Origin of the sequence: Herbiconiux ginsengi (genome assembly GCF_900107435.1) — a bacterium.
Taxonomy (GTDB): Bacteria; Actinomycetota; Actinomycetes; order Actinomycetales; family Microbacteriaceae; genus Herbiconiux; species Herbiconiux ginsengi.
Genome location: NZ_FNPZ01000004.1, coordinates 431,356 through 449,072, shown reverse-complemented (window position 1 = coordinate 449,072; position 17,717 = coordinate 431,356). Strand labels below are relative to the sequence as shown.

The 17,717-nt window shown below is 69.3% G+C and carries 17 protein-coding genes; 3 read left to right on the top strand and 14 right to left on the bottom strand.

The window, feature by feature from the left end:
- Nucleotides 1-57: 57 nt before the first annotated feature.
- The 8 genes from era to hrcA all read right to left on the bottom strand — a co-directional run bounded on the left by era (nt 58) and on the right by hrcA (nt 7,402).
- Nucleotides 58-972 (bottom strand): GTPase Era, encoded by a 915-nt coding sequence (gene era, locus BLW00_RS18445; RefSeq protein ID WP_092556927.1) that lies wholly within the window; start codon nt 970-972, stop codon nt 58-60.
- Nucleotides 969-2,402 carry a hemolysin family protein gene (locus tag BLW00_RS18440; protein ID WP_092556925.1) on the bottom strand — a complete coding sequence of 478 codons (1,434 nt, stop codon included), beginning with the start codon at nt 2,400-2,402 and terminating at the stop codon, nt 969-971. Before BLW00_RS18440 ends, era begins: the two co-directional genes overlap by 4 nt.
- Complete coding sequence (ybeY, locus tag BLW00_RS18435) at nt 2,399-2,866, bottom strand: rRNA maturation RNase YbeY (protein ID WP_092556923.1); 468 nt, start codon at nt 2,864-2,866, stop codon at nt 2,399-2,401. The genes BLW00_RS18440 and ybeY overlap by 4 nt, the downstream gene beginning before the upstream one ends.
- 76 nt (nt 2,867-2,942) lie before the next feature.
- Nucleotides 2,943-3,932 (bottom strand): PhoH family protein, encoded by a 990-nt coding sequence (locus BLW00_RS18430; protein WP_245741672.1) that lies wholly within the window; start codon nt 3,930-3,932, stop codon nt 2,943-2,945.
- Between the two features lie 67 nt (nt 3,933-3,999).
- Nucleotides 4,000-4,362: an HIT domain-containing protein gene (locus tag BLW00_RS18425; protein ID WP_092556919.1), complete on the bottom strand. Its 363-nt coding sequence runs from the start codon at nt 4,360-4,362 to the stop codon at nt 4,000-4,002.
- A 97-nt stretch (nt 4,363-4,459) separates the two neighbouring features.
- Nucleotides 4,460-5,203 carry a 16S rRNA (uracil(1498)-N(3))-methyltransferase gene (locus BLW00_RS18420; RefSeq protein WP_092556916.1) on the bottom strand — a complete coding sequence of 248 codons (744 nt, stop codon included), beginning with the start codon at nt 5,201-5,203 and terminating at the stop codon, nt 4,460-4,462.
- A gap of 16 nt (nt 5,204-5,219) precedes the next feature.
- Nucleotides 5,220-6,332 carry a molecular chaperone DnaJ gene (dnaJ, locus tag BLW00_RS18415; RefSeq protein ID WP_092556914.1) on the bottom strand — a complete coding sequence of 371 codons (1,113 nt, stop codon included), beginning with the start codon at nt 6,330-6,332 and terminating at the stop codon, nt 5,220-5,222.
- A gap of 35 nt (nt 6,333-6,367) precedes the next feature.
- Nucleotides 6,368-7,402: a heat-inducible transcriptional repressor HrcA gene (hrcA, locus tag BLW00_RS18410; protein WP_092556912.1), complete on the bottom strand. Its 1,035-nt coding sequence runs from the start codon at nt 7,400-7,402 to the stop codon at nt 6,368-6,370.
- Nucleotides 7,403-7,601: 199 nt separating this feature from the next.
- On the opposite strand from hrcA, the gene BLW00_RS18405 reads away from it, so the two are divergent.
- Nucleotides 7,602-8,102, top strand: a complete 501-nt coding sequence (locus BLW00_RS18405; RefSeq protein WP_092556910.1) for a DUF4870 domain-containing protein — start codon at nt 7,602-7,604, stop codon at nt 8,100-8,102.
- 88 nt (nt 8,103-8,190) lie between these two features.
- Here the strand turns inward: BLW00_RS18405 and hemW are convergent, their stop codons facing one another.
- The 3 genes from hemW to lepA are packed head-to-tail and all read right to left on the bottom strand — an operon-like array spanning nt 8,191 to nt 11,950.
- A complete protein-coding gene (gene hemW / locus BLW00_RS18400) occupies nt 8,191-9,420 on the bottom strand; it encodes a radical SAM family heme chaperone HemW (RefSeq protein WP_092556908.1) in 1,230 nt (409 codons plus the stop codon).
- Between the two features lie 8 nt (nt 9,421-9,428).
- Nucleotides 9,429-10,097, bottom strand: coding sequence for a DUF1990 family protein (locus tag BLW00_RS18395; protein WP_092556906.1), 669 nt, complete (start codon nt 10,095-10,097; stop codon nt 9,429-9,431).
- 2 nt (nt 10,098-10,099) lie between these two features.
- Nucleotides 10,100-11,950, bottom strand: coding sequence for a translation elongation factor 4 (gene lepA / locus BLW00_RS18390; protein ID WP_092556904.1), 1,851 nt, complete (start codon nt 11,948-11,950; stop codon nt 10,100-10,102).
- Between the two features lie 100 nt (nt 11,951-12,050).
- Here lepA and BLW00_RS18385 point away from each other — a divergent pair, with 100 nt between their 5' ends.
- Nucleotides 12,051-12,935 (top strand): NAD-dependent epimerase/dehydratase family protein, encoded by an 885-nt coding sequence (locus tag BLW00_RS18385; RefSeq protein ID WP_092556902.1) that lies wholly within the window; start codon nt 12,051-12,053, stop codon nt 12,933-12,935.
- Nucleotides 12,936-13,104: 169 nt separating this feature from the next.
- On the opposite strand, the gene BLW00_RS23845 is transcribed toward BLW00_RS18385, so the two are convergent.
- Together BLW00_RS23845 and BLW00_RS18375 are read right to left on the bottom strand one after the other, a co-directional pair.
- Nucleotides 13,105-14,397: a 2-dehydropantoate 2-reductase N-terminal domain-containing protein gene (locus BLW00_RS23845; RefSeq protein WP_245741671.1), complete on the bottom strand. Its 1,293-nt coding sequence runs from the start codon at nt 14,395-14,397 to the stop codon at nt 13,105-13,107.
- Nucleotides 14,397-16,034 (bottom strand): aminotransferase class I/II-fold pyridoxal phosphate-dependent enzyme, encoded by a 1,638-nt coding sequence (locus BLW00_RS18375; protein WP_217634420.1) that lies wholly within the window; start codon nt 16,032-16,034, stop codon nt 14,397-14,399. The genes BLW00_RS23845 and BLW00_RS18375 overlap by 1 nt, the downstream gene beginning before the upstream one ends.
- A gap of 182 nt (nt 16,035-16,216) precedes the next feature.
- Here BLW00_RS18375 and rpsT point away from each other — a divergent pair, with 182 nt between their 5' ends.
- A complete protein-coding gene (rpsT, locus tag BLW00_RS18370) occupies nt 16,217-16,477 on the top strand; it encodes a 30S ribosomal protein S20 (protein ID WP_092556900.1) in 261 nt (86 codons plus the stop codon).
- A 152-nt stretch (nt 16,478-16,629) separates the two neighbouring features.
- Here the strand turns inward: rpsT and holA are convergent, their stop codons facing one another.
- Nucleotides 16,630-17,661, bottom strand: coding sequence for a DNA polymerase III subunit delta (holA, locus tag BLW00_RS18365; protein ID WP_092556898.1), 1,032 nt, complete (start codon nt 17,659-17,661; stop codon nt 16,630-16,632).
- Nucleotides 17,662-17,717 lie beyond the last annotated feature (56 nt).

The following is a 17,717-nucleotide window of genomic DNA, read 5'->3' as shown; positions in this document are numbered from 1 at the left end:
CGTGTCGACGATTCCAGGACGCCGATTCCAGAACGCCGATTTCAGCGGGGGCCAGGATTAGAAGCCCAGCCGACCGAGCAGCTTCGGATCGCGCTGCCAGTCCTTGGCCACCTTGACCCGGATGTTGAGGTAGACCTGCCGCCCGAGCAGCGGTTCGATCTCGGCCCGGGCCCGCGAACCGACATCGCCCAGGCGCGAGCCCTTCGGGCCGATGATGATGCCCTTCTGGCTGTCGCGCTCGACGAACAGGTTGGCGTAGATCTCCACCAGATCGCGGTCGTCGCGCTCGCGCATGTCGTCGATGGTGACGGCGATGGAGTGCGGCAGTTCGTCGCGCACCCCCTCGAGGGCCGCCTCGCGGATCAGCTCCGCGATGCGCGACTCCAGCCCCTCGTCGGTGATCTGGTCTTCGGGGTAGAGCTTCTCCGATCGAGGGAGCAGACGGATGAGCTCACTCGTCAGCACGTCGAGCTGGATACGGCTGGTCGCCGACACCGGGATCACCGTCTCCCAATCGCGCAGCTCGGACACCGCGAGCAGCTGCTCACCCACCTGCTGCTTCGACGCCGAGTCGATCTTCGTGACGATCGCGACCTTCTTCGCCCCGGGGTAGGCATCCAGCTGGTCGTTGATGTAGCGGTCGCCCGGGCCGAGCTTCTCATCGGCCGGCAGGCAGAATCCGATGACGTCGACGTCGCCCAGGGTCGATTGCACGAGGGAGTTGAGCCGCTCGCCGAGCAGCGTGCGCGGGCGGTGCATGCCGGGGGTGTCGACGATGATCAGCTGACCGGCCGGGTCGTGCACGATTCCGCGGATCGCTTGCCGTGTGGTCTGCGGCTTCGAACTCGTGATGGCGACCTTCTCGCCGACCAGGGCGTTCGTGAGGGTGGACTTGCCGACGTTCGGGCGCCCGACGAAGGTGACGAACCCCGCCCGGAAGTCGCCGTCGACGTCGTCTATTGAGTCGCTCATGCGTTCTCCTTGGTGGGGGTGGTTTCTTTGACGGTCGACTTCTTACCGGACTTACCGGGCTTGCCGTTCTTACCGTTCTTGCTCTCGGGCTTCTTGCCCTCGGACTTCGCCGGCTGCGTGCGCACCGGCCCCGTGCGGGTGGGCCCGGTGTCGGTGGAGACCGGTGCCGGCGCATCCGGATCTCGCCGCACGATCACTGTGATGACGCGCTTGCGACGGCCGTCGGTGCGGTCGGCGGTGAGTTCGAGACCGGAGACCCGCGCCACGGAACCGGCGACCGGCAGGCGACCGAGGGTCTTGGAGAGCAGGCCACCGACGGAATCGACGTCGTCGTCGTCGAGCTCGAGGTCGAACAGTTCGCCCAACTCGTCGACAGGCAGACGCGCACTCACACGGTAGCGGCCGTCGCCGAGGTCTTCGACCTCCACGACATCGCGGTCGTACTCGTCGGAGATGTCGCCCACCAGTTCCTCGATGAGGTCTTCGAGGGTGACGAGGCCGGCGATACCGCCGTACTCGTCGACCACCATCGCGAGGTGGTTCGACTCCAGCTGCATCTGCCGCAGCGTGTCGTCGACCTTCTTCGACTCGGGGATGAACAAGGGCGCGCGGGCGAGCTCGCTCACGTGCATCCGGTCGACCTCCTTCGGGCGCTCGTAGCTCAACCGCGCCACGTCGCGCAGGTAGAGCACGCCGGAGATCTGGTCGACGTTGTCGTTCTCGACCACCGGGATGCGCGAGACGCCCTTGCTGAGGAAGAGCCCGAGGCCGTGGCCGACCGTCGCGTCGTCTTCGATCGTGACCATGTCGGTGCGCGGGATCATCACCTCGCGCACCACCGTGTCGTTGAACTCGATGATGGAGTGGATCAACTCCCGGTCGTCTTCTTCGAGCACATCGAGTTCGGTGGCCTCGTCGACCATGCTGAGCAATTGCTCCTCCGACGAGAAGGTGCCCGATCGCGGCCGGCCGGGAGTGACCCGGTTTCCGATGGCGACCAGAGCGTTCGCCACCGGGCCGAGCACCACGCGCACGAGGTGCACGGGCACGGCGCCGTAACGCAGCACCGCGCGGGAGTGGACCCGCCCGACGCTGCGCGGGCTCGAGCCGACGAGCACGAACGACACCGCCGTCATGATCGCCGCCGAGAGCACGAGAGCGAGCCAGAGCACGTCGATCGAGAAGGCGAAGGCGATGGTGACGAGCACGGCCGCCGTGGTCTCGAACACGACGCGCGCGAAGTTCACCGCGTTGACGTGGGCGCCCGGGTCGTCGGCGATGGCGCGCAGGGAGCGTTTCGCGCGGTAGCGGTCGGCGAGTTCCAAGACGTCGGATCGCGACAACGACAGCACCGCGGAATCGACGGCCGCGAACAATCCGCCGAACGCCACGAGGACGAAGGCCGCGATCAGGAACAGGGCGATGGTCATGCCGGGCGGCGACGCTCGCCCATCGCGAAACCGACGAGGATGTCGCGCTGGATGCCGAACATCTCCTTCTCCTCCTCGGGCTCGGCGTGGTCGAAGCCGAGCAGGTGCAGGATGCCGTGGGTGGTGAGAAGCAGCAGCTCCTCGAGGGTGGAGTGCCCCGCCGTCTGCGCCTGGGCCTCGGCCACCTGGGGACAGAGCACCACGTCGCCGAGCAGGCCCGCGGGCGTCGGAGCGTCTTCGGTGCCAGGGCGCAGCTCATCCATCGGGAAGCTCAGCACGTCGGTGGGCCCGGGTTCATCCATCCACTGAACGTGCAGCTGCTCCATCGCGGCCTCGTCGACCAGCACGATCGCGAGCTCCGCATCCGGGTGCACATGCAACTGATCGAGCGCGTAGCTCGCCAGACGCAGGATGGCGGTCTCGTCGACCGGGATCGAGCTCTCGTTGTTGATCTCTATGCTCAATTGTGTCTCCCTGGCTGCGCCGCCGCTTCTGCGGCGCAGCGCGGAAAACCGCCGCGCAGGTCGCCGGTTTTCCTTCTCATCGTCTGCTCCTGTAGCGACGGTCTCGGTCGCTGCCGTATTCGTGGGCCTGGCCCCCATGTTCACGACGGGCCATCTGCACCTGATCGTATTTGGTGTAGGCGTCGACGATCTGCCCCACGAGGGTGTGCCGCACCACGTCGGCGCTGGTCAGCGTGGCGAAATGGATGTCGTCGAGGTGGTCGAGGATGCGCGTCACGATCTGCAGGCCGCTCGTTCCGGTCGGCAGGTCGACCTGCGTGATGTCGCCCGTGACCACCATCTTCGAGCCGAAGCCGAGACGGGTGAGGAACATCTTCATCTGCTCGGGCGTGGTGTTCTGCGCCTCGTCGAGCACGATGAAGGAGTTGTTCAGCGTGCGACCGCGCATGTAGGCCAGCGGCGCCACCTCGATGGTGCCGGTGGCCAGCAGCTTCGGCACGATCTCGGGATCCATCATCTCGTTGAGCGCGTCGTAGAGCGGCCGCAGGTAGGGATCGATCTTGTCGGTGAGCGTGCCCGGGAGGTAGCCGAGGCGCTCCCCTGCCTCGACGGCCGGACGGGTCAGGATGATCCGCTCGACCTCCTTGCGCTGCAGCGCCTGCACGGCCTTGGCCATGGCGAGGTAGGTCTTGCCCGTACCGGCGGGGCCGATGCCGAACACGATGGTGTTCTCGTCGATCGCATCGACGTAGTCTTTCTGACCCGTGGTCTTCGGCCGCACGCTCTTGCCGCGAGCGGTGAGGATGGCCTGGCTCAGCAGTTCGGCCGGGCTCGCCGCGCGGTCGTTCTCGAGGATGCGCGCCGAGGAGGACACCTCGACCGGCGTGAGGTCGTGCCCGTTGCGCACCATCAGCAGCAACTCCTCGACCAGCCGGCGCGCGGCGTCGACCTGATCGGCATCGCCCCGCAGGGTGATGTCGTTGCCGCGCACGAGCACCGTGACGAGCGGGAACTGCCGCTCGATGGTGGTGAGCAGACGATCCTGCGGCCCGAGCAGACGGACCATCTCGATTCCATCGACGTGCAGGCGCGCTTCGCTCTGCGGAGACTGCGGTTCAGGTGCGGATGCTGTGTCAGCCCTGTCCAAGGGTTCCTTCCTCGAGGCCGCCTCCGAGCACGTGGGCGTGCACGTGGAAGACGGTCTGCCCGGCATTGGGACCGGTGTTGAAGATGAGTCGGAAGTCGCCGTCGGTCAATTCGTCGGCGAGGGATTTCGCGACCTCGACCACCTCGGCGAGCAGGCCCGGGTCTCCGGCGGCCAGCTCGACCACGTCGCGGTAGCGCTCGGTCTTCGGCACGACGAGCACGTGCACGGGCGCCTTCGGCGCGATGTCGGGGAACGCGATGACCCGGTCGGTCTCGGCGAGGATCGTCGCCGGGATCTCCCGGGCGACGATGCGGCTGAAGATCGAGGGGGAATCGGTTTCGGTGGACATGGCTCCATTGTAGGTTTGGCACCGGCTGAACGGACCGGCTGTGGACAACTGGGCACCCGGGGTTCGCTACGAGCGTGCCTGTGCAGGAGCAGACGACCTACCAGCGGCCGAGGGCCGCGTTGATGACGGCGAGCGCCGCCGGGCCCGCACTCGAGGTGCGCAGCACCTCCGGGCCGAGTCGCACGGCCTGCGCCCCCGCGGCAGCGAGCGCCTCGAGCTCGCGCGGCGAGATCCCGCCTTCCGGCCCGACGACCAGCAGCACCGGAACGTCGGAGCCGTCGGTGAACGACACCTCGCTGAGCCGGTCGGTCGCGGTCGGCTCGAGCACGAGCATCCGATTCGCGGCGGCGAGCGCACGCAGCCCGGCGAGGTCGGCCGGTTCGCTCACCACGGGGACGAAGGGCCGGATCGACTGCTTCGCCGCTTCTCGCACGATGCTCGACCAGCGCTCGACGCCCTTGGCGACCTTCGGCCCCGACCAGCGCGAGACCGACCGCTCGGCCTGCCAGGGCACGACGGCCGAGACACCGAGCTCGGTGGCGGTCTGCACTGCCAGCTCGTCGCGGTCGCCCTTCGCGAGCGCCTGCACGAGCACGAGAGACGGCGCCGGTTGCGGGTGCATCACCGCGGTCTCGACGGCGAGCTCCAGCTCGCGCGGCTCCACCCGCGTGACGACTCCGGTGACGACGAGACCCTGCCCGTCGCCGATCGAGGTGTGCTCGCCCACGCGCATCCGGTTCACCGTCACCGCGTGGCGCGCCTCGTCGCCCGCGAGCCGCACGACGTCGCCGACCCCGTGGGGCACGGCTGCGAGATCGTCGCGCAGGAACAGGGAACTCACCGGGTGACCCCGCCGATCAGACGTTCAAGAATCGGTCGCGCAGCTTCGCGAACAGGCCCTGCTGGAAGTGCCCGAGCGTGGGAGCCGGATATTTGTGCGCGCTCGCGAGCTGTTTCATCAGCTCCTTCTGCTTGTGGTCGAGCTTCGTAGGCGTCACGACCTGGATTCCGACCCGCAGATCGCCACGGCCGTTGCCGCGCAGGTGCGTGATGCCGCGGCCCTTCACGGTGAGCACCTCGGCGCTCTGCGTGCCCGGCTTGATCTCGATCTCGATGTCGCCGTCCAGCGCCTGGATGGTGGTGGTGGTGCCGAGCACCGCATCCCACATCTGCACTTCGAGGGTGCAGAGCAGATCGTCGTCGTTGCGCGAGAACACGTCGTGATGACGCACCTTCATCTCGAGGTAGACGTCGCCCTGCGGGCCGCCGGCCGGACCGACCTCGCCCTGGCCGGGCATCTGCAGCCGCAGACCGGTGTCGACGCCGGCCGGGATGTCGACCGGGATGGTGCGGCGGGCGCGAACGCGGCCCTGGCCCTGGCAGGTGGGGCACGGGTTCGGGATGACGGTGCCATAGCCGCGGCAGGTGCCGCAGGGCGCGCTCGTCACGACGTTGCCGAGCAGCGAACGCACCGTGCGCTGGATCGAACCGGATCCGCCGCAGATGTCGCAGGTGACGGGCGACGTGCCGGGCTGGCAGCACGAGCCGTTGCAGGTCTCGCAGATCACGGCCGTGTCGACCTCGAGGTCGCGATGCGTGCCGAAGATGACCTCGCCGAGGTCGACCTCCACCCGGAGCAGGGCGTCTTGCCCACGCTCCTCCCGCGACTTCGGCCCCCGGGATGCGCCGCCCTGTCCGCCGAAGAAGGTCTCGAAGATGTCGCCGAAGCCGCCGAAGCCGGCTCCTCCCGCGCCACCGAAACCCGGCTGGGGGCCGCGGTCGTAGTCGCGTCGCTGACCGGGATCGCTCAGCACGTCGTAGGCGTGCGTGACCTGCTTGAACTTCTCCTGCGCATCCGGGCTCGGGTTCACATCGGGGTGCAGTTCGCGCGCGAGCCTGCGGTAGGCCTTCTTGATCTCCTCGGGTGTCGCTTCGCGCGAGACGCCGAGCACGTCGTAATGGTCAGCCACCAGGGGCTTCTCCTTCGTTCGATGGGCGGAGGCGGTCAGCTGGCGCTGCCCGAGTCTCCGAGAGTGCGGGACAGATAGCGCGCCACGGCGCGCACCGCCGAGATGTTGCTCGAGTAGTCCATGCGGGTGGGGCCGAGCACCCCGAGGCGGGAGATCGACGTGCCGATCCCCGAGTAGCCGGAAGCGAGGATGGAGGTCTCGCCGAGGCCGAACGACTCGTTCTCGCGGCCGATCGAGACGGTGACGCCGCGCTGGTCGGCCTCCATCTCGCTGAACAGGCGGAGCAGCACCACCTGTTCCTCGACCGCTTCCAGCACCGGGAGGATGCTGCCGTGGAAGTCTTCTTCGGTGCGCACCAGGTTGGCGGCGCCGGCGATGAGCAGCTTCTCCTGCCGGTTCGCCGTCACCTGCTCCTGCAGGATGTTCGCCACCACGTCGACCGTCGGGCCGTGCTGATGGGCGAAGCGTTCGGAGACACCGGTGAGGGCGCTCGCGGCCTCGGTGAGCCCCAGCCCGCCGATCGTCTCGTTCAGGCGCATCCGCAACTCGGCGATCAACTCGTCGTCGGTCTCGGCCGGAACATCCACGACCCGCTGATCGACGTGGCCGCTGTCGGTGATGACCACCGTCATCAGGCGCCGCGGCGTGAGCGAGACGACTTCGACGTGGCGCACGCGCGCCTGTGAGAGCGACGGATACTGCACCAGCGCGACCTGATGGGTGAGCTGCGAGAGCAGGCGCACGGTGCGGGCGAGCACGTCGTCGACGTCGACGCTCGAGCCCAGGAAGGTCTCGATCGCGTGGCGTTGCGCCGGGCTGAGGGGGCGGAGGTCGGAGAGGTGGTCGACGAACAGGCGGTAGCCCTTGTCGGTGGGCACACGGCCGCTCGAGGTGTGCGGAGCGGTGATCAGCTCCTCTTCTTCGAGCAGCGCCATGTCGTTGCGGATGGTGGCGGCGGAGACCCCGAAGGAATGCCGCTCGGCGATGCTCTTCGAGCCGACGGGCTCCCGGGACGCCACGTAGTCCTGCACGATCACGCGGAGCACTTCGAGGCTGCGTTCTGAGACCATCAGGAACACCCTCCTCTGTTGGCACTCACCTCACTGGAGTGCCAATTATATCTCCGATTGTGACGCGGCGGTTCGGGACACCCTGACGGAAAATCATTGCTGCTGCGCAGCCCGGGCGCTATCTTGTGTCTGTGTGCGGGCTCGTGCCCGCGTGCTGGCCCGCCCGCGGGCCTCTCCCACCGTCTGAAAGGCGCGAGACATGACTGACCCCAACGCAACACCGCCGTACGACCCGGCCGCCGGCCAGCCCACTCCCCCGCCCGGACAGCCGACGCCGCCTCCCGGATACCAGGCGCCGCCTCCCGGTTACCAGGCTCCCCCGCCCGGCTACCAGGGCGCACCCGTCGCGGCCGCGCCGCTCTCCCCCGCTGAAGACAAGCAGTGGGCCATGCTCGGTCAGCTGGGCGGCATCCTGGGCTGGATTCCGCCGCTGATCATCTGGCTGATCTTCAAGGATCGCGGCCCGCTGACCAACCAGGAGGCCAAGGAGTCGCTGAACTTCCAGATCACGGTTGCGATCTTCGTGGTCGGCCTCTACATCATCGGCACGATCACGGCGTTCATCTTCATCGGCTTCCTGTTCTACTTCCTCGCCTGGGCCGTGCAGATCGTGGGCCTCATCTTCGCGATCATCGCGGGCGTGAAGGTCAACCAGGGCGGCACCTACCGCTACTTCTTCAACTTCCGCTTCATCAAGTAGGGTTCGCGTTCAGAACCGCAAACGTCGCGGCAACCAACGCCCATACGGGCTCGGTTGCCGCGACGTTTGCGTTTTCGAACGCGAACGGTCAGGTGAGGCGGCGGACTACCGCGTCGGCGAGGAGGCGGCCCCGGAGGGTGAGGTCGAGGGTGCCGCGGAGGGCTGCCGGGCCGTCGATCAGGCCGTCGGCGATGAGGCCCGCGACTTCGCGGCGCGCGCCGGGCGCCAGCGACGCCACCCGCAGAGCGCCGCGCACGCGGGTGAGCAGGAGCACCCGCTCGAGATCACGAGCGGACGCGTCGATCGTCTCGCGCCCCACCGCCGGAGACTCTCCCGCCGCGATGCGTTGCGCATAGGCGGCCGGATGCTTCACGTTCCACCACCGAGTCGATCCGACGTAGCTGTGCGAACCCGGGCCGATGCCCCACCAATCGTGTCCCACCCAGTAGCCGAGGTTGTGCCTCGAACGGTGCGATGCCCCACGGGCCCAGTTGCTCACCTCGTACCACTCGTATCCCGAGGCCCCGAACGCGGCATCCGCCCGCTCGTACATGTCGGCCTGCAGGTCGTCGGAGGGCGCGGCGACCTGCCCCGAGCGGATCTGCCGGGCGAGCTTCGTGCCGTCCTCCACGATCAAGGCGTAGGCGGAGACGTGGTCGGGCTCGTTCTCGAGCACCGCGTCGATCGAGCGCTGCCAGTCGTCGAGCGTCTCGCCGGGGGTGCCGTAGATGAGGTCGAGGCTGACGTCGAGCCCCGCGTCCTTCGCCCAGCCGACGACGGAGGGGATGCGGGCCGGATCGTGGGTGCGCTCTAGCGTCGCCAGCACGCTCGGAACGGCCGACTGCATCCCGAAGCTCACCCGCGTGAACCCGGCATCGGCGAGCGTGCGGAGGTACGCGGCGTCGACGGAGTCCGGGTTGGCCTCGGTGGTGACCTCGGCGTTGTCGGCCAAGCCCCAGGTGTCACGGGCCGCGCCCAGCATCGCCGCGAGCTGCGCGGCCGGCAGCAGCGTGGGCGTGCCGCCTCCGAAGAACACCGTCGAAAGCGGGCGGTGCGGGTAACCGGATGCGGCGAGCACGCCGGCTGCGAAGGTCATCTCGTCGATCGCCTGCGACGCGTAGTCGCTCTGCTTCACGCCGCGGAGCTCCGTGGCCGTGTAGGTATTGAAGTCGCAGTATCCGCAGCGCACGCGGCAGAACGGCACATGCACGTAGAGGCCGAAGTCGCGGGGCGCGTCGGCAGGCGATTCCGGCGCATCCGGTGCCGGCAGCAGTCCGTCGGCGGGAGCCGGGTCGCCCACCGGCAAGAGAGACGGCACGACCGCGCCTACGCGCCCTTGCTCGGCATGAGTGCGCGCAGGTAGCGACGGGTGGCGCGCGCCTGCATGATGCGCAGCACCGGCTGGCCGAGCCGGTAGAACCAGGTGCTCGGGCGCGAGAACGCGCGCACGACGATCCAGACCGAGTCGTCGGAGAGGTGCTCCACCACGAAGCTCTCTTCGCCGGACTCCGGATGCCCCGGCAGCGTGCCGTAGGCGAACCCGATGCGCCCCGGTTCGTTCACCAGGTACACGACGCGGATCGGCGCGCGGAAGCTCATGCCGAACGCCCGGATGGTGAGCTCGGCGGTGGTGCCGGCCGAGACCAGCGGGGTGCCGTCTTCGCCGTAGCCCTGCTCCGGATGCGCCGCGCGTGGGCCCACGGGGGCGCCCGACTCGTCATAGACCAAGCCGGCGTAGTCGGTCTCGGTGGGGGCAGCGGGCTGGATGTCGCCGACCGTGATGCCCGATCCGCGCTGCACTCCCCACGCCATCAGTTTCGCCGAAGCCGCCTCGAAGCGTTCGGTGCCCGAGCCGAGGCGCGCGCGGCGCTCCATCGGGTGGAAACCCTTCGGCGGGAAGTAGAGCAGGTCTTCGGCCTGAGTGGCGCCCACGGCGGCGTAGCTGAGCGACGCCTCCGACCGGGAGACCGCACGCGCAGTGGTGGTGCTCGCCATCCCTACTTGTCCTTCTTCTTCTCGGTGTCGCCCGAGAGCGCGGCGATGAAGGCCTCCTGGGGCACCTCGACCCGGCCCACCATCTTCATGCGCTTCTTGCCCTCTTTCTGCTTCTCGAGGAGCTTCCGCTTGCGGGTGATGTCACCGCCGTAGCACTTGGCCAGAACGTCTTTGCGCATCGCGCGGATCGACTCGCGCGCGATGATCCGCGCGCCGATCGCGGCCTGGATCGGCACCTCGAACTGCTGCCGCGGGATGAGCTCGCGCAGTCGCCCGGTCATCAGCACGCCGTAGGCGTAGGCCTTGTCGCGGTGCACGATGGCGCTGAACGCGTCCACCTGCTCACCCTGCAGCAGGATGTCGACCTTCACCAGGTCGGCCTCGGCCTCGCCCGCGGGCTCGTAGTCGAGCGACGCGTAGCCGGCGGTCTTCGACTTGAGGTTGTCGAAGAAGTCGAACACGATCTCGCCGAGCGGCATCGTGTACTTGATCTCCACCCGGTCTTCGCCGAGGAACTCCATGCCCTGCAGCGTGCCACGGCGGCTCTGGCAGAGCTCCATGATGACGCCCACGTAGTCTTTCGGCGCGAGGATCGCGGCGTTCACCACCGGCTCCTCGACACTCACGATCTTGCCGCCCGGGAACTCGCTCGGGTTGGTGACCGTGATGGTCTTCTTGTCTTCGGTGGTGACGTGGTAGATCACGCTCGGCGCGGTGGCGATCAGGTCGAGCCCGAATTCGCGTTCCAGCCGCTCGGAGATGATCTCGAGGTGCAGGAGGCCGAGGAATCCGCAGCGGAAGCCGAATCCGAGAGCGACGGATGTCTCGGGCTCGTAGACCAGGGCCGCGTCGCTGAGCTTCAGCTTGTCGAGCGCCTCGCGGAGGGCCGGGTAGTCGGTGCCGTCGAGCGGGTACAGGCCCGAGAACACCATCGGCAGGGGCTCGGTGTAGCCCGGCAGCGCGACGGTGGCGGGCTTCGACGCGGTGGTGACGGTGTCGCCCACCTTCGACTGCCGCACGTCTTTCACGCCCGTGATGAGGTAGCCCACCTCGCCGACGCCGAGGCCCTTGGAGGGGGTGGGCTCGGGGCTCGAGACCCCGATCTCGAGGATCTCGTGCGTGGCCCGGGTCGACATCATCTGGATGCGCTCGCGCGGACTCAGGTGCCCGTCGATCATGCGCACGTAGGTGACGACGCCGCGGTAGGCGTCGTAGACCGAGTCGAAGATCATGGCGCGAGCCGGCGCATCCGCGTCGCCCACCGGAGCGGGGATGAGCTCGGTCACGCGGTCGAGCAGCGCTTCGACGCCCATGCCGGTCTTGCCGGAGACCCGGAGCACGTCGTCGGGGCTGCCGCCGATGAGGCTCGCGAGCTCTTTGGCATACTTCTCGGGGTCGGCCGCCGGCAGGTCGATCTTGTTGAGCACCGGGATGATGGTGAGGTCGTTCTCGAGCGCCAGGTAGAGGTTGGCGAGGGTCTGCGCCTCGATGCCCTGCGCCGCGTCGACGAGCAGGATGGCGCCCTCGCAGGCGGCGAGGCTGCGCGACACCTCGTAGGTGAAGTCGACGTGCCCGGGGGTGTCGATCATGTTGAGGGCGAAGGTCTGGTCGCCGAGGCGCCACGGCATCCGCACCGCCTGGCTCTTGATGGTGATGCCACGCTCGCGCTCGATGTCCATGCGGTCGAGGTACTGGGCGCGCATGTCGCGGTCGCTGACCACGCCGGTGATGCCGAGCATCCGGTCGGCCAGGGTGGACTTGCCGTGGTCGATGTGCGCGATGATGCAGAAGTTGCGGATGAATGCGGGGTCGGTGGAGGCGGGTTCGAGTGCCTTCAGGGCTAGGGGGCTCACGCATTCCTCTGGGTCGTCGGGGCCGGGCGCGGCGAATGACGGGACGACCTATTCTGCCATGTCCGGAAGAGAGGGGCGGATCGTTGTGTTGAATTGGGGTATGGCTATCTTCCTCACCGGCGCGACCGGGTTCATCGGGTCCACCGTTCTCCGTCAACTCCGCTCGCAGGGGCGCGACGTCGTCGCGCTCGTGCGCAACTCCGACAAGATCGCGGAGGTCGAGGCGACCGGCGCCCGCGCGGTGCTCGGCACCCTGACCGACCGCGAGCTCGTCACCCACCTCGCCCTCGAGAGCGACGGGGTCATCCACCTCGCCGCTCACGACACCGACGCGGCGGCCGCCGACGACGCGTTCGTCTCCGCCGTGTTCGCCGGGCTCGAGGGCAGCGACAAGCCCTACGTGCACACGGGCGGCATCTGGGTGTTCGGATCGGGCGATGCGATCACCGAGCGCACGCCGTTCGACCCGCCGGCCATCACCGCCTGGCGGGTGCCGATCGAGGCGCGGGTGCGCAGCGCCGAGGGCATCAAGACGACGATCATCGCGCCCGGCATCGTGTTCGGCCAGGGGCAGGGCATTCCCCGGGTGATCCAGGATGCGCCGCGCGGCTCGGGCGTCGCGCCCGCCCTGTCGCTCGTGGGCTCCGGCGAGCAGCACTGGACCACCGTGTTCGTCGACGACCTCGCCGAGCTCTACCTGCTGGCCTTCGACCTGGCCGACGGCGGGTCGTACTACATCGGCGCCAGCGGCCAGAACCCGACCGTACGCGAGCTCGGTGAGGCCGCGGCGACCGCTGCCGGGCTCGACGGGCGGGTTGCGCCGTCGACGGTCGAGGAGACGCGCGCACGCCTCGGTGAGGGGTTCGCCGACGCCCTCTTGCTCGACCAGCAGGCCACCGGATCGGCAGCGCGCATCGACCTCGGCTGGGAGCCCAACGGCCCGTCTCTCGTGGACGAGCTGCGGGCGGGCTCGTATCTGGGCTAGCTGCCTCGGGGCCGTGCTAGCTGCCTCGGGGGCCGTGCTTCGCGCGGCCTCCGAGGGCGGCGCCGGTCCTTGCCCGGCGCCGCGCGGCATGTTCGCGTGAGGTCGCTTCGCGGCCTCGCGCTCACCCTGGGTCGTCGATAAGGGCCTGTTGCGTGCCTTCCTGTGCGCATCACTTCGGGAGTGTGAGTGAAATCGCGATCTCTTCCGGGGTGATGAAGGCGCCCTCGGCCTCGACTCGGTGCACGAGGCGTACGAGGTGGGCGTTGATGGGGGCCTCGACGCCGGCGGCGCGGGCCTCGCGCATGACGGCGCCGTTGAGGTGGTCGATCTCGGTGAGTTGGCCGCGGCGGATGCTCTGCAGGGTCGAGCCCGGGTTCGGCGTCGATCCGACTCGGCGCGACATCAGCCGGGGGAGCAGCTGTGCGAGGGGACGGGGCGCTGCCGCGAAGATGCGGAGTAGACGATCGCTCAAGCCGAGCAGGGTCTCGAAGTGCACATCGCGCGCCCGGGCGACGGCGACCGCCTCGCGCATGCTCGCGGTGAGCACGGCGCGCAGCCGCGGATCGGCGATCGTCTCCTGCACGGAGAGTCCGGTGATCGCGGGGAGGGCATTGACCTGGTTGACGATGAGCTTGGTCCATTGCGCGCCGGCGAAGTTCGCGGTGACCTCGATCGGCATGAACGCGCCGAGGGTCGCGGTGGCGAGGCGGAGGGCGGCCTCCGCTGCGGACCGGGCGGAGGCGGCAGAGGCGGTCGGGAGGCCGTCGGCCGCTGCGGAGGCGGAACTCGGCGCCGGGGCGGAGGCGGATACGGAGGGGGACGCGGGCGGGGAGGCAGAGGCGGGCGCGGGTGCGCTGGTGAGCGCAGGAGTGGTGGACGCCGCGCCATCGGACGGCGCAGCAGGAGTGGACGCCGCGGCATTGGACGGCGCGGTGGTGGACGGCGCGGCATCGGACGGCGCGGGAGTGGTGAACGGCGCGGCGGGGCTCGGCGCCGCACCGCGACCGAGGGGCGGCACCGCAGCGGGCAGGCCGAGGTAGGTGGCGGCGGGCGTGGTGATCGACACCTCGCCCGGTGAGAGATACGAGGCGGCGAACAACGCGAGTCCGCCCACCACGGGCGTCGTCGGCAGCTGCGCCGCCGCAGCCTCAGCCCCGCCCAACCCGTTCTGCACCACCACCAGGGGTACGCCGTCCAGGAAATCGGCATTCGCTTCCAGGGCCGCACGCGCATCCTGAGCCTTCACCGTCAGCACCGCGAGCTCGGGCCGCTCGTCGAGGACAGCGGATGCGCGGGGCCGGGCCGTGTGCTCGCCCCAGTGCCCGGTGAGATGCAGGCCGCTCCGTTGCACTGCCTCGAGCTGGGCTCCCCGCGCGGTGACCGTCACCGCATGGCCGGCACGGTCGGCGAGCGCGGCGATCACGCCGCCGACGGCTCCGGCCCCGATGACGGCGATCCGCATCAGAGGTCGAGACCGTAGGCGCGCGTGGGCTCGACGCCGGGCGGATTCTCGCGCTCCGGCATCCGGGCGAACCCCAGGGATTCGTAGAGGCGGTGGGCCACCACCATGTCGGTTCCGCTGTTCATCACGACCCGTGTCGCGCCGCGGCTACGCGCGGTGTCGAGCACGAACTCGGTGAGCTGGCGCCCGACGCCGCGGCCCCTGGCCCCGGGGTCGACGGCGAGCAGTCGGAACTCCAGCTCGCCCTCCCGGCCGAGTTCGGTCAGCGCCTCACCGGGACGGGGCAGCGTCACCGAGCCCAGGAGGTCGCCGGTGGCGGAATCCACGGCCACCCACACCTCGGCGACCGTGGCGTGCATCTCGACGGCCCGCACGTTCTCGGCGTACTCACCGCCGATCTCGTAGTCGTGCGCGTAGGCGGCGAAGCGCTGCCGCGACACGGCCTCGTACTCGTCGGGCCGGACGAGGCGGATCTCGGTGCGCGGCGGCTCGGGCAGGCGACGGATGCCCTCGAGCAGGTCGTCGAGCGCGGCCGCGGCGCAGAAGCGGATCCAGCCCTCCCCCATCCGCCCGAAGGCGCTGCCCGGAGCCACCGCGACGCGCTGCTCGAGCAGGAATCGTTCGGCCCACTCGGCGACGTCGCCCCGGCTGGCGTAGGAGACATCCACCCACAGGTAGAAGGCGCCGGCCGGATCGAGGTAGCGGATGCCGCGCTCACGCAGGGCGGCCGTGGCCTCGGCGAGGTTCTCGCGGTAGTGGGCGGCGGCATCGGTCACCGACTGCTGCGAGCCCGTGAGCGCAACGACCACCGCGCGCTGAGCGGGGGTGTTGATGCAGCTGATCATGGCCTCCTGCGCCGAGCGGAGCAGGGGCGCGAAGCCCGAGGGCGTCAGCAGCCAGCCGACCCGGGCGCCGGTGAGGGCATAGGTCTTCGAGGCCGAGAAGACCGTGAAGACGCGGTCGTCGTCGCCGGTGCCCGCACCGGCCAGGCTCGCCATGCTGACGTGCGCGGTGCCGTAGGTGAAGCGTTCGTAGACCTCGTCGCTGATGACCCAGAGATCGTGCTCGCGGGCGAAGTCGAGCAGACCCTGCATCGTCGGGCGGTCGAAGACGGCGCCGAGCGGGTTCGAGGGCGAGTTGACGATGATCACGCGGGTGCGGTCGGTGACGAGCCGCCCGAGCTCGGCCAGATCGGGCACGAACGCGTTCTCGGGGCGCAGGGGGTAGGGCACGGCGGTGGCCGAGAGCAGGTGGGCGTTCATCGTGAAGGTGGTGTAGCCCGGATCGGGCACGAGCACCTCGTCACCCGGGTCGAGCAACAGTCCCATCGCGAGGTGAAGGCCCTGAGTGGCTCCGTTCGTGACCCAGACGCGCTCCGGATCGGTGAGGATCCCGTTGTGCTCCGCCACCGCGCGCACGATCGCCTCGCGGAGCTCCGGGATGCCGCCGTTGGGCGTGTAATCGGTGTCGTCGGCCAGCCAGGCGCGGGAGCCGGCATCCAGGGTCGCCGGGTCGGCGGGAACGTCGGGCTCACCGATCACCAGGGCGATGACGTCGTCGAGCGACTGGGCCAGTTCGAAGATGCGTCGGATGCCGGACGGCGGCACCGAGTCGGTGTGCGATGCGAGACGGGGCATAGGCTATAACGGTACCTCGCTCGTTCGGATTGTTCGGGCGCTCGAGAACTGGTAATGTTGCCTGTTGGCTTACGCATCCACACGTTTCTGCTGGGTGCGAACAGCGAGTGGCTCTTTCCGCGGCCCAGCCGCAGCGGACCACCGCACCGCACTCATCCGATACAGATACAGAGGTTACTTCCGTGGCAAACATCAAGTCGCAGATCAAGCGCATCGGCACCAACAAGAAGGCGCAGGAGCGCAACAAGGCCGTCAAGAGCGAGCTCAAGACCGCCATCCGCGCCACCCGCACCGCCGTGGTGGCCGGTGACAAAGACACCGCCGTCGCCGCACTGCTCGTGGCCGGCAAGAAGCTCGACAAGGCTGCGTCGAAGGGCGTCATCCACAAGAACCAGGCGGCCAACAAGAAGTCGGCCATCGCCAAGCAGGTCGCCGCGCTCTGATCCTGCGCCGCACAGCATCGGGCCCCGCTTCGGCGGGGCCCTTTTTCGTGCGCTCCCGCTGATCGCCCCGTCCATCCGTACGGTCTGGCGCTTCGCAGCGCGCCGGCAGCGCTCAGACGTGCGGACGAAGGCCTGGAAGGGTGCCGCCGACGCTAGAGCATGCCCCGGGACGACACGGTGCCGATCATGCGCTCGAGGGCGAAGACCGGGTCGCGGCCGGCGCCCTTGACGCTCTCGTCGGTCTCGGCGAGCACCTGGATGCTGCGGCCGAGGCCTTCGCTGGTCCAGCCCGCGAGGTCGCGGCGCGCCCGGTCGACCTGCCATGGCGCCATCCCGAGCTGCCCGGCGAGCTGACCCGAGCCGCCGCGGGTGCCGAGCACCTTCGCCATCGTTCGGAGCTTCATCGCGAAGGCGGCGACGATGGGCACCGGATCGGCTCCGGAGGCGAGCGCGTGCCGGAGCAGCGCGAGAGCCTCGCCGTAGCTGCCGGCGATCGCGGAGTCGGCCACGGCGAACGCATTCGTCTCCACCCGCCCGGCGTAGTAGCGCTCGACCGTGACCTCGGTCACCTCTTCGCCCGTGTCGGACACCAGTTGGGCGCAGGCCGCCGAGAGTTCGGCGAGATCGTCGGAGAACGCCGAGACGAGAGCCCGGATGGCGCCCGGCGTGGCGCGCTTGCCGGCGGCGCGGAACTCGGCCGAGGCGAACTCGTACTTGTCGGTGTCGCGCTTGATCTCGGCGCACACGATCTCGATCGCGACCCCGTCGGCCGCGCGGATCGCTTCGAGCAGCTTCTTGCCGCGCACCCCGCCGCCGTGGCGCATGACGATGGAGGTGTCGTCGGCCGGGTAGCCGAGATAGGCGATCGCGTCGTCGATGAACGCGTCTGTGCACTTCTCGACCGCGGACACCCGGATGAGCCGCGGCTCGTTGAACAACGACGGGCTCGCGAGCGACAGGAGCTCGCCCGGGGTGTAGGAGGCGGCGTCGACGTCGGTGATCTCGAGGCTCGGATCTTCGGCCTTCAGCAGGTCGCGCAGCTGCCGGATGGCGCGCTCGGCCAGGAACGTCTCGGCTCCCGTGACCAGCACGACAGGCGCAGGGCGCACCTGGTTCCACTCGAGCTGCGGGATCGCCGCTTTCGCGGCCGGTTTGGCCGCGGACCTGCCGCGCGCGACTGCCATGCTCACTCTCCCGTCGATCGGCATTCAGCCTAGCCGCCACGGCCGACACGCCCTGC

Excerpts from the sequence above, each read along its gene's own strand:
- era (WP_092556927.1), bottom strand. The coding sequence starts at position 972 with ATGAGCGACTCAATAGACGACGTCGACGGCGACTTCCGGGCGGGGTTC.
- BLW00_RS18440 (WP_092556925.1), bottom strand. The coding sequence starts at position 2,402 with ATGACCATCGCCCTGTTCCTGATCGCGGCCTTCGTCCTCGTGGCGTTC.
- BLW00_RS18430 (WP_245741672.1), bottom strand. The coding sequence starts at position 3,932 with ATGGTCCGTCTGCTCGGGCCGCAGGATCGTCTGCTCACCACCATCGAG.
- BLW00_RS18425 (WP_092556919.1), bottom strand. The coding sequence starts at position 4,362 with ATGTCCACCGAAACCGATTCCCCCTCGATCTTCAGCCGCATCGTCGCC.
- hrcA (WP_092556912.1), bottom strand. The coding sequence starts at position 7,402 with ATGGTCTCAGAACGCAGCCTCGAAGTGCTCCGCGTGATCGTGCAGGAC.
- BLW00_RS18405 (WP_092556910.1), top strand. The coding sequence starts at position 7,602 with ATGACTGACCCCAACGCAACACCGCCGTACGACCCGGCCGCCGGCCAG.
- BLW00_RS18395 (WP_092556906.1), bottom strand. The coding sequence starts at position 10,097 with ATGGCGAGCACCACCACTGCGCGTGCGGTCTCCCGGTCGGAGGCGTCG.
- BLW00_RS18385 (WP_092556902.1), top strand. The coding sequence starts at position 12,051 with ATGGCTATCTTCCTCACCGGCGCGACCGGGTTCATCGGGTCCACCGTT.
- BLW00_RS23845 (WP_245741671.1), bottom strand. The coding sequence starts at position 14,397 with ATGCGGATCGCCGTCATCGGGGCCGGAGCCGTCGGCGGCGTGATCGCC.
- BLW00_RS18375 (WP_217634420.1), bottom strand. The coding sequence starts at position 16,034 with ATGCCCCGTCTCGCATCGCACACCGACTCGGTGCCGCCGTCCGGCATC.
- holA (WP_092556898.1), bottom strand. The coding sequence starts at position 17,661 with ATGGCAGTCGCGCGCGGCAGGTCCGCGGCCAAACCGGCCGCGAAAGCG.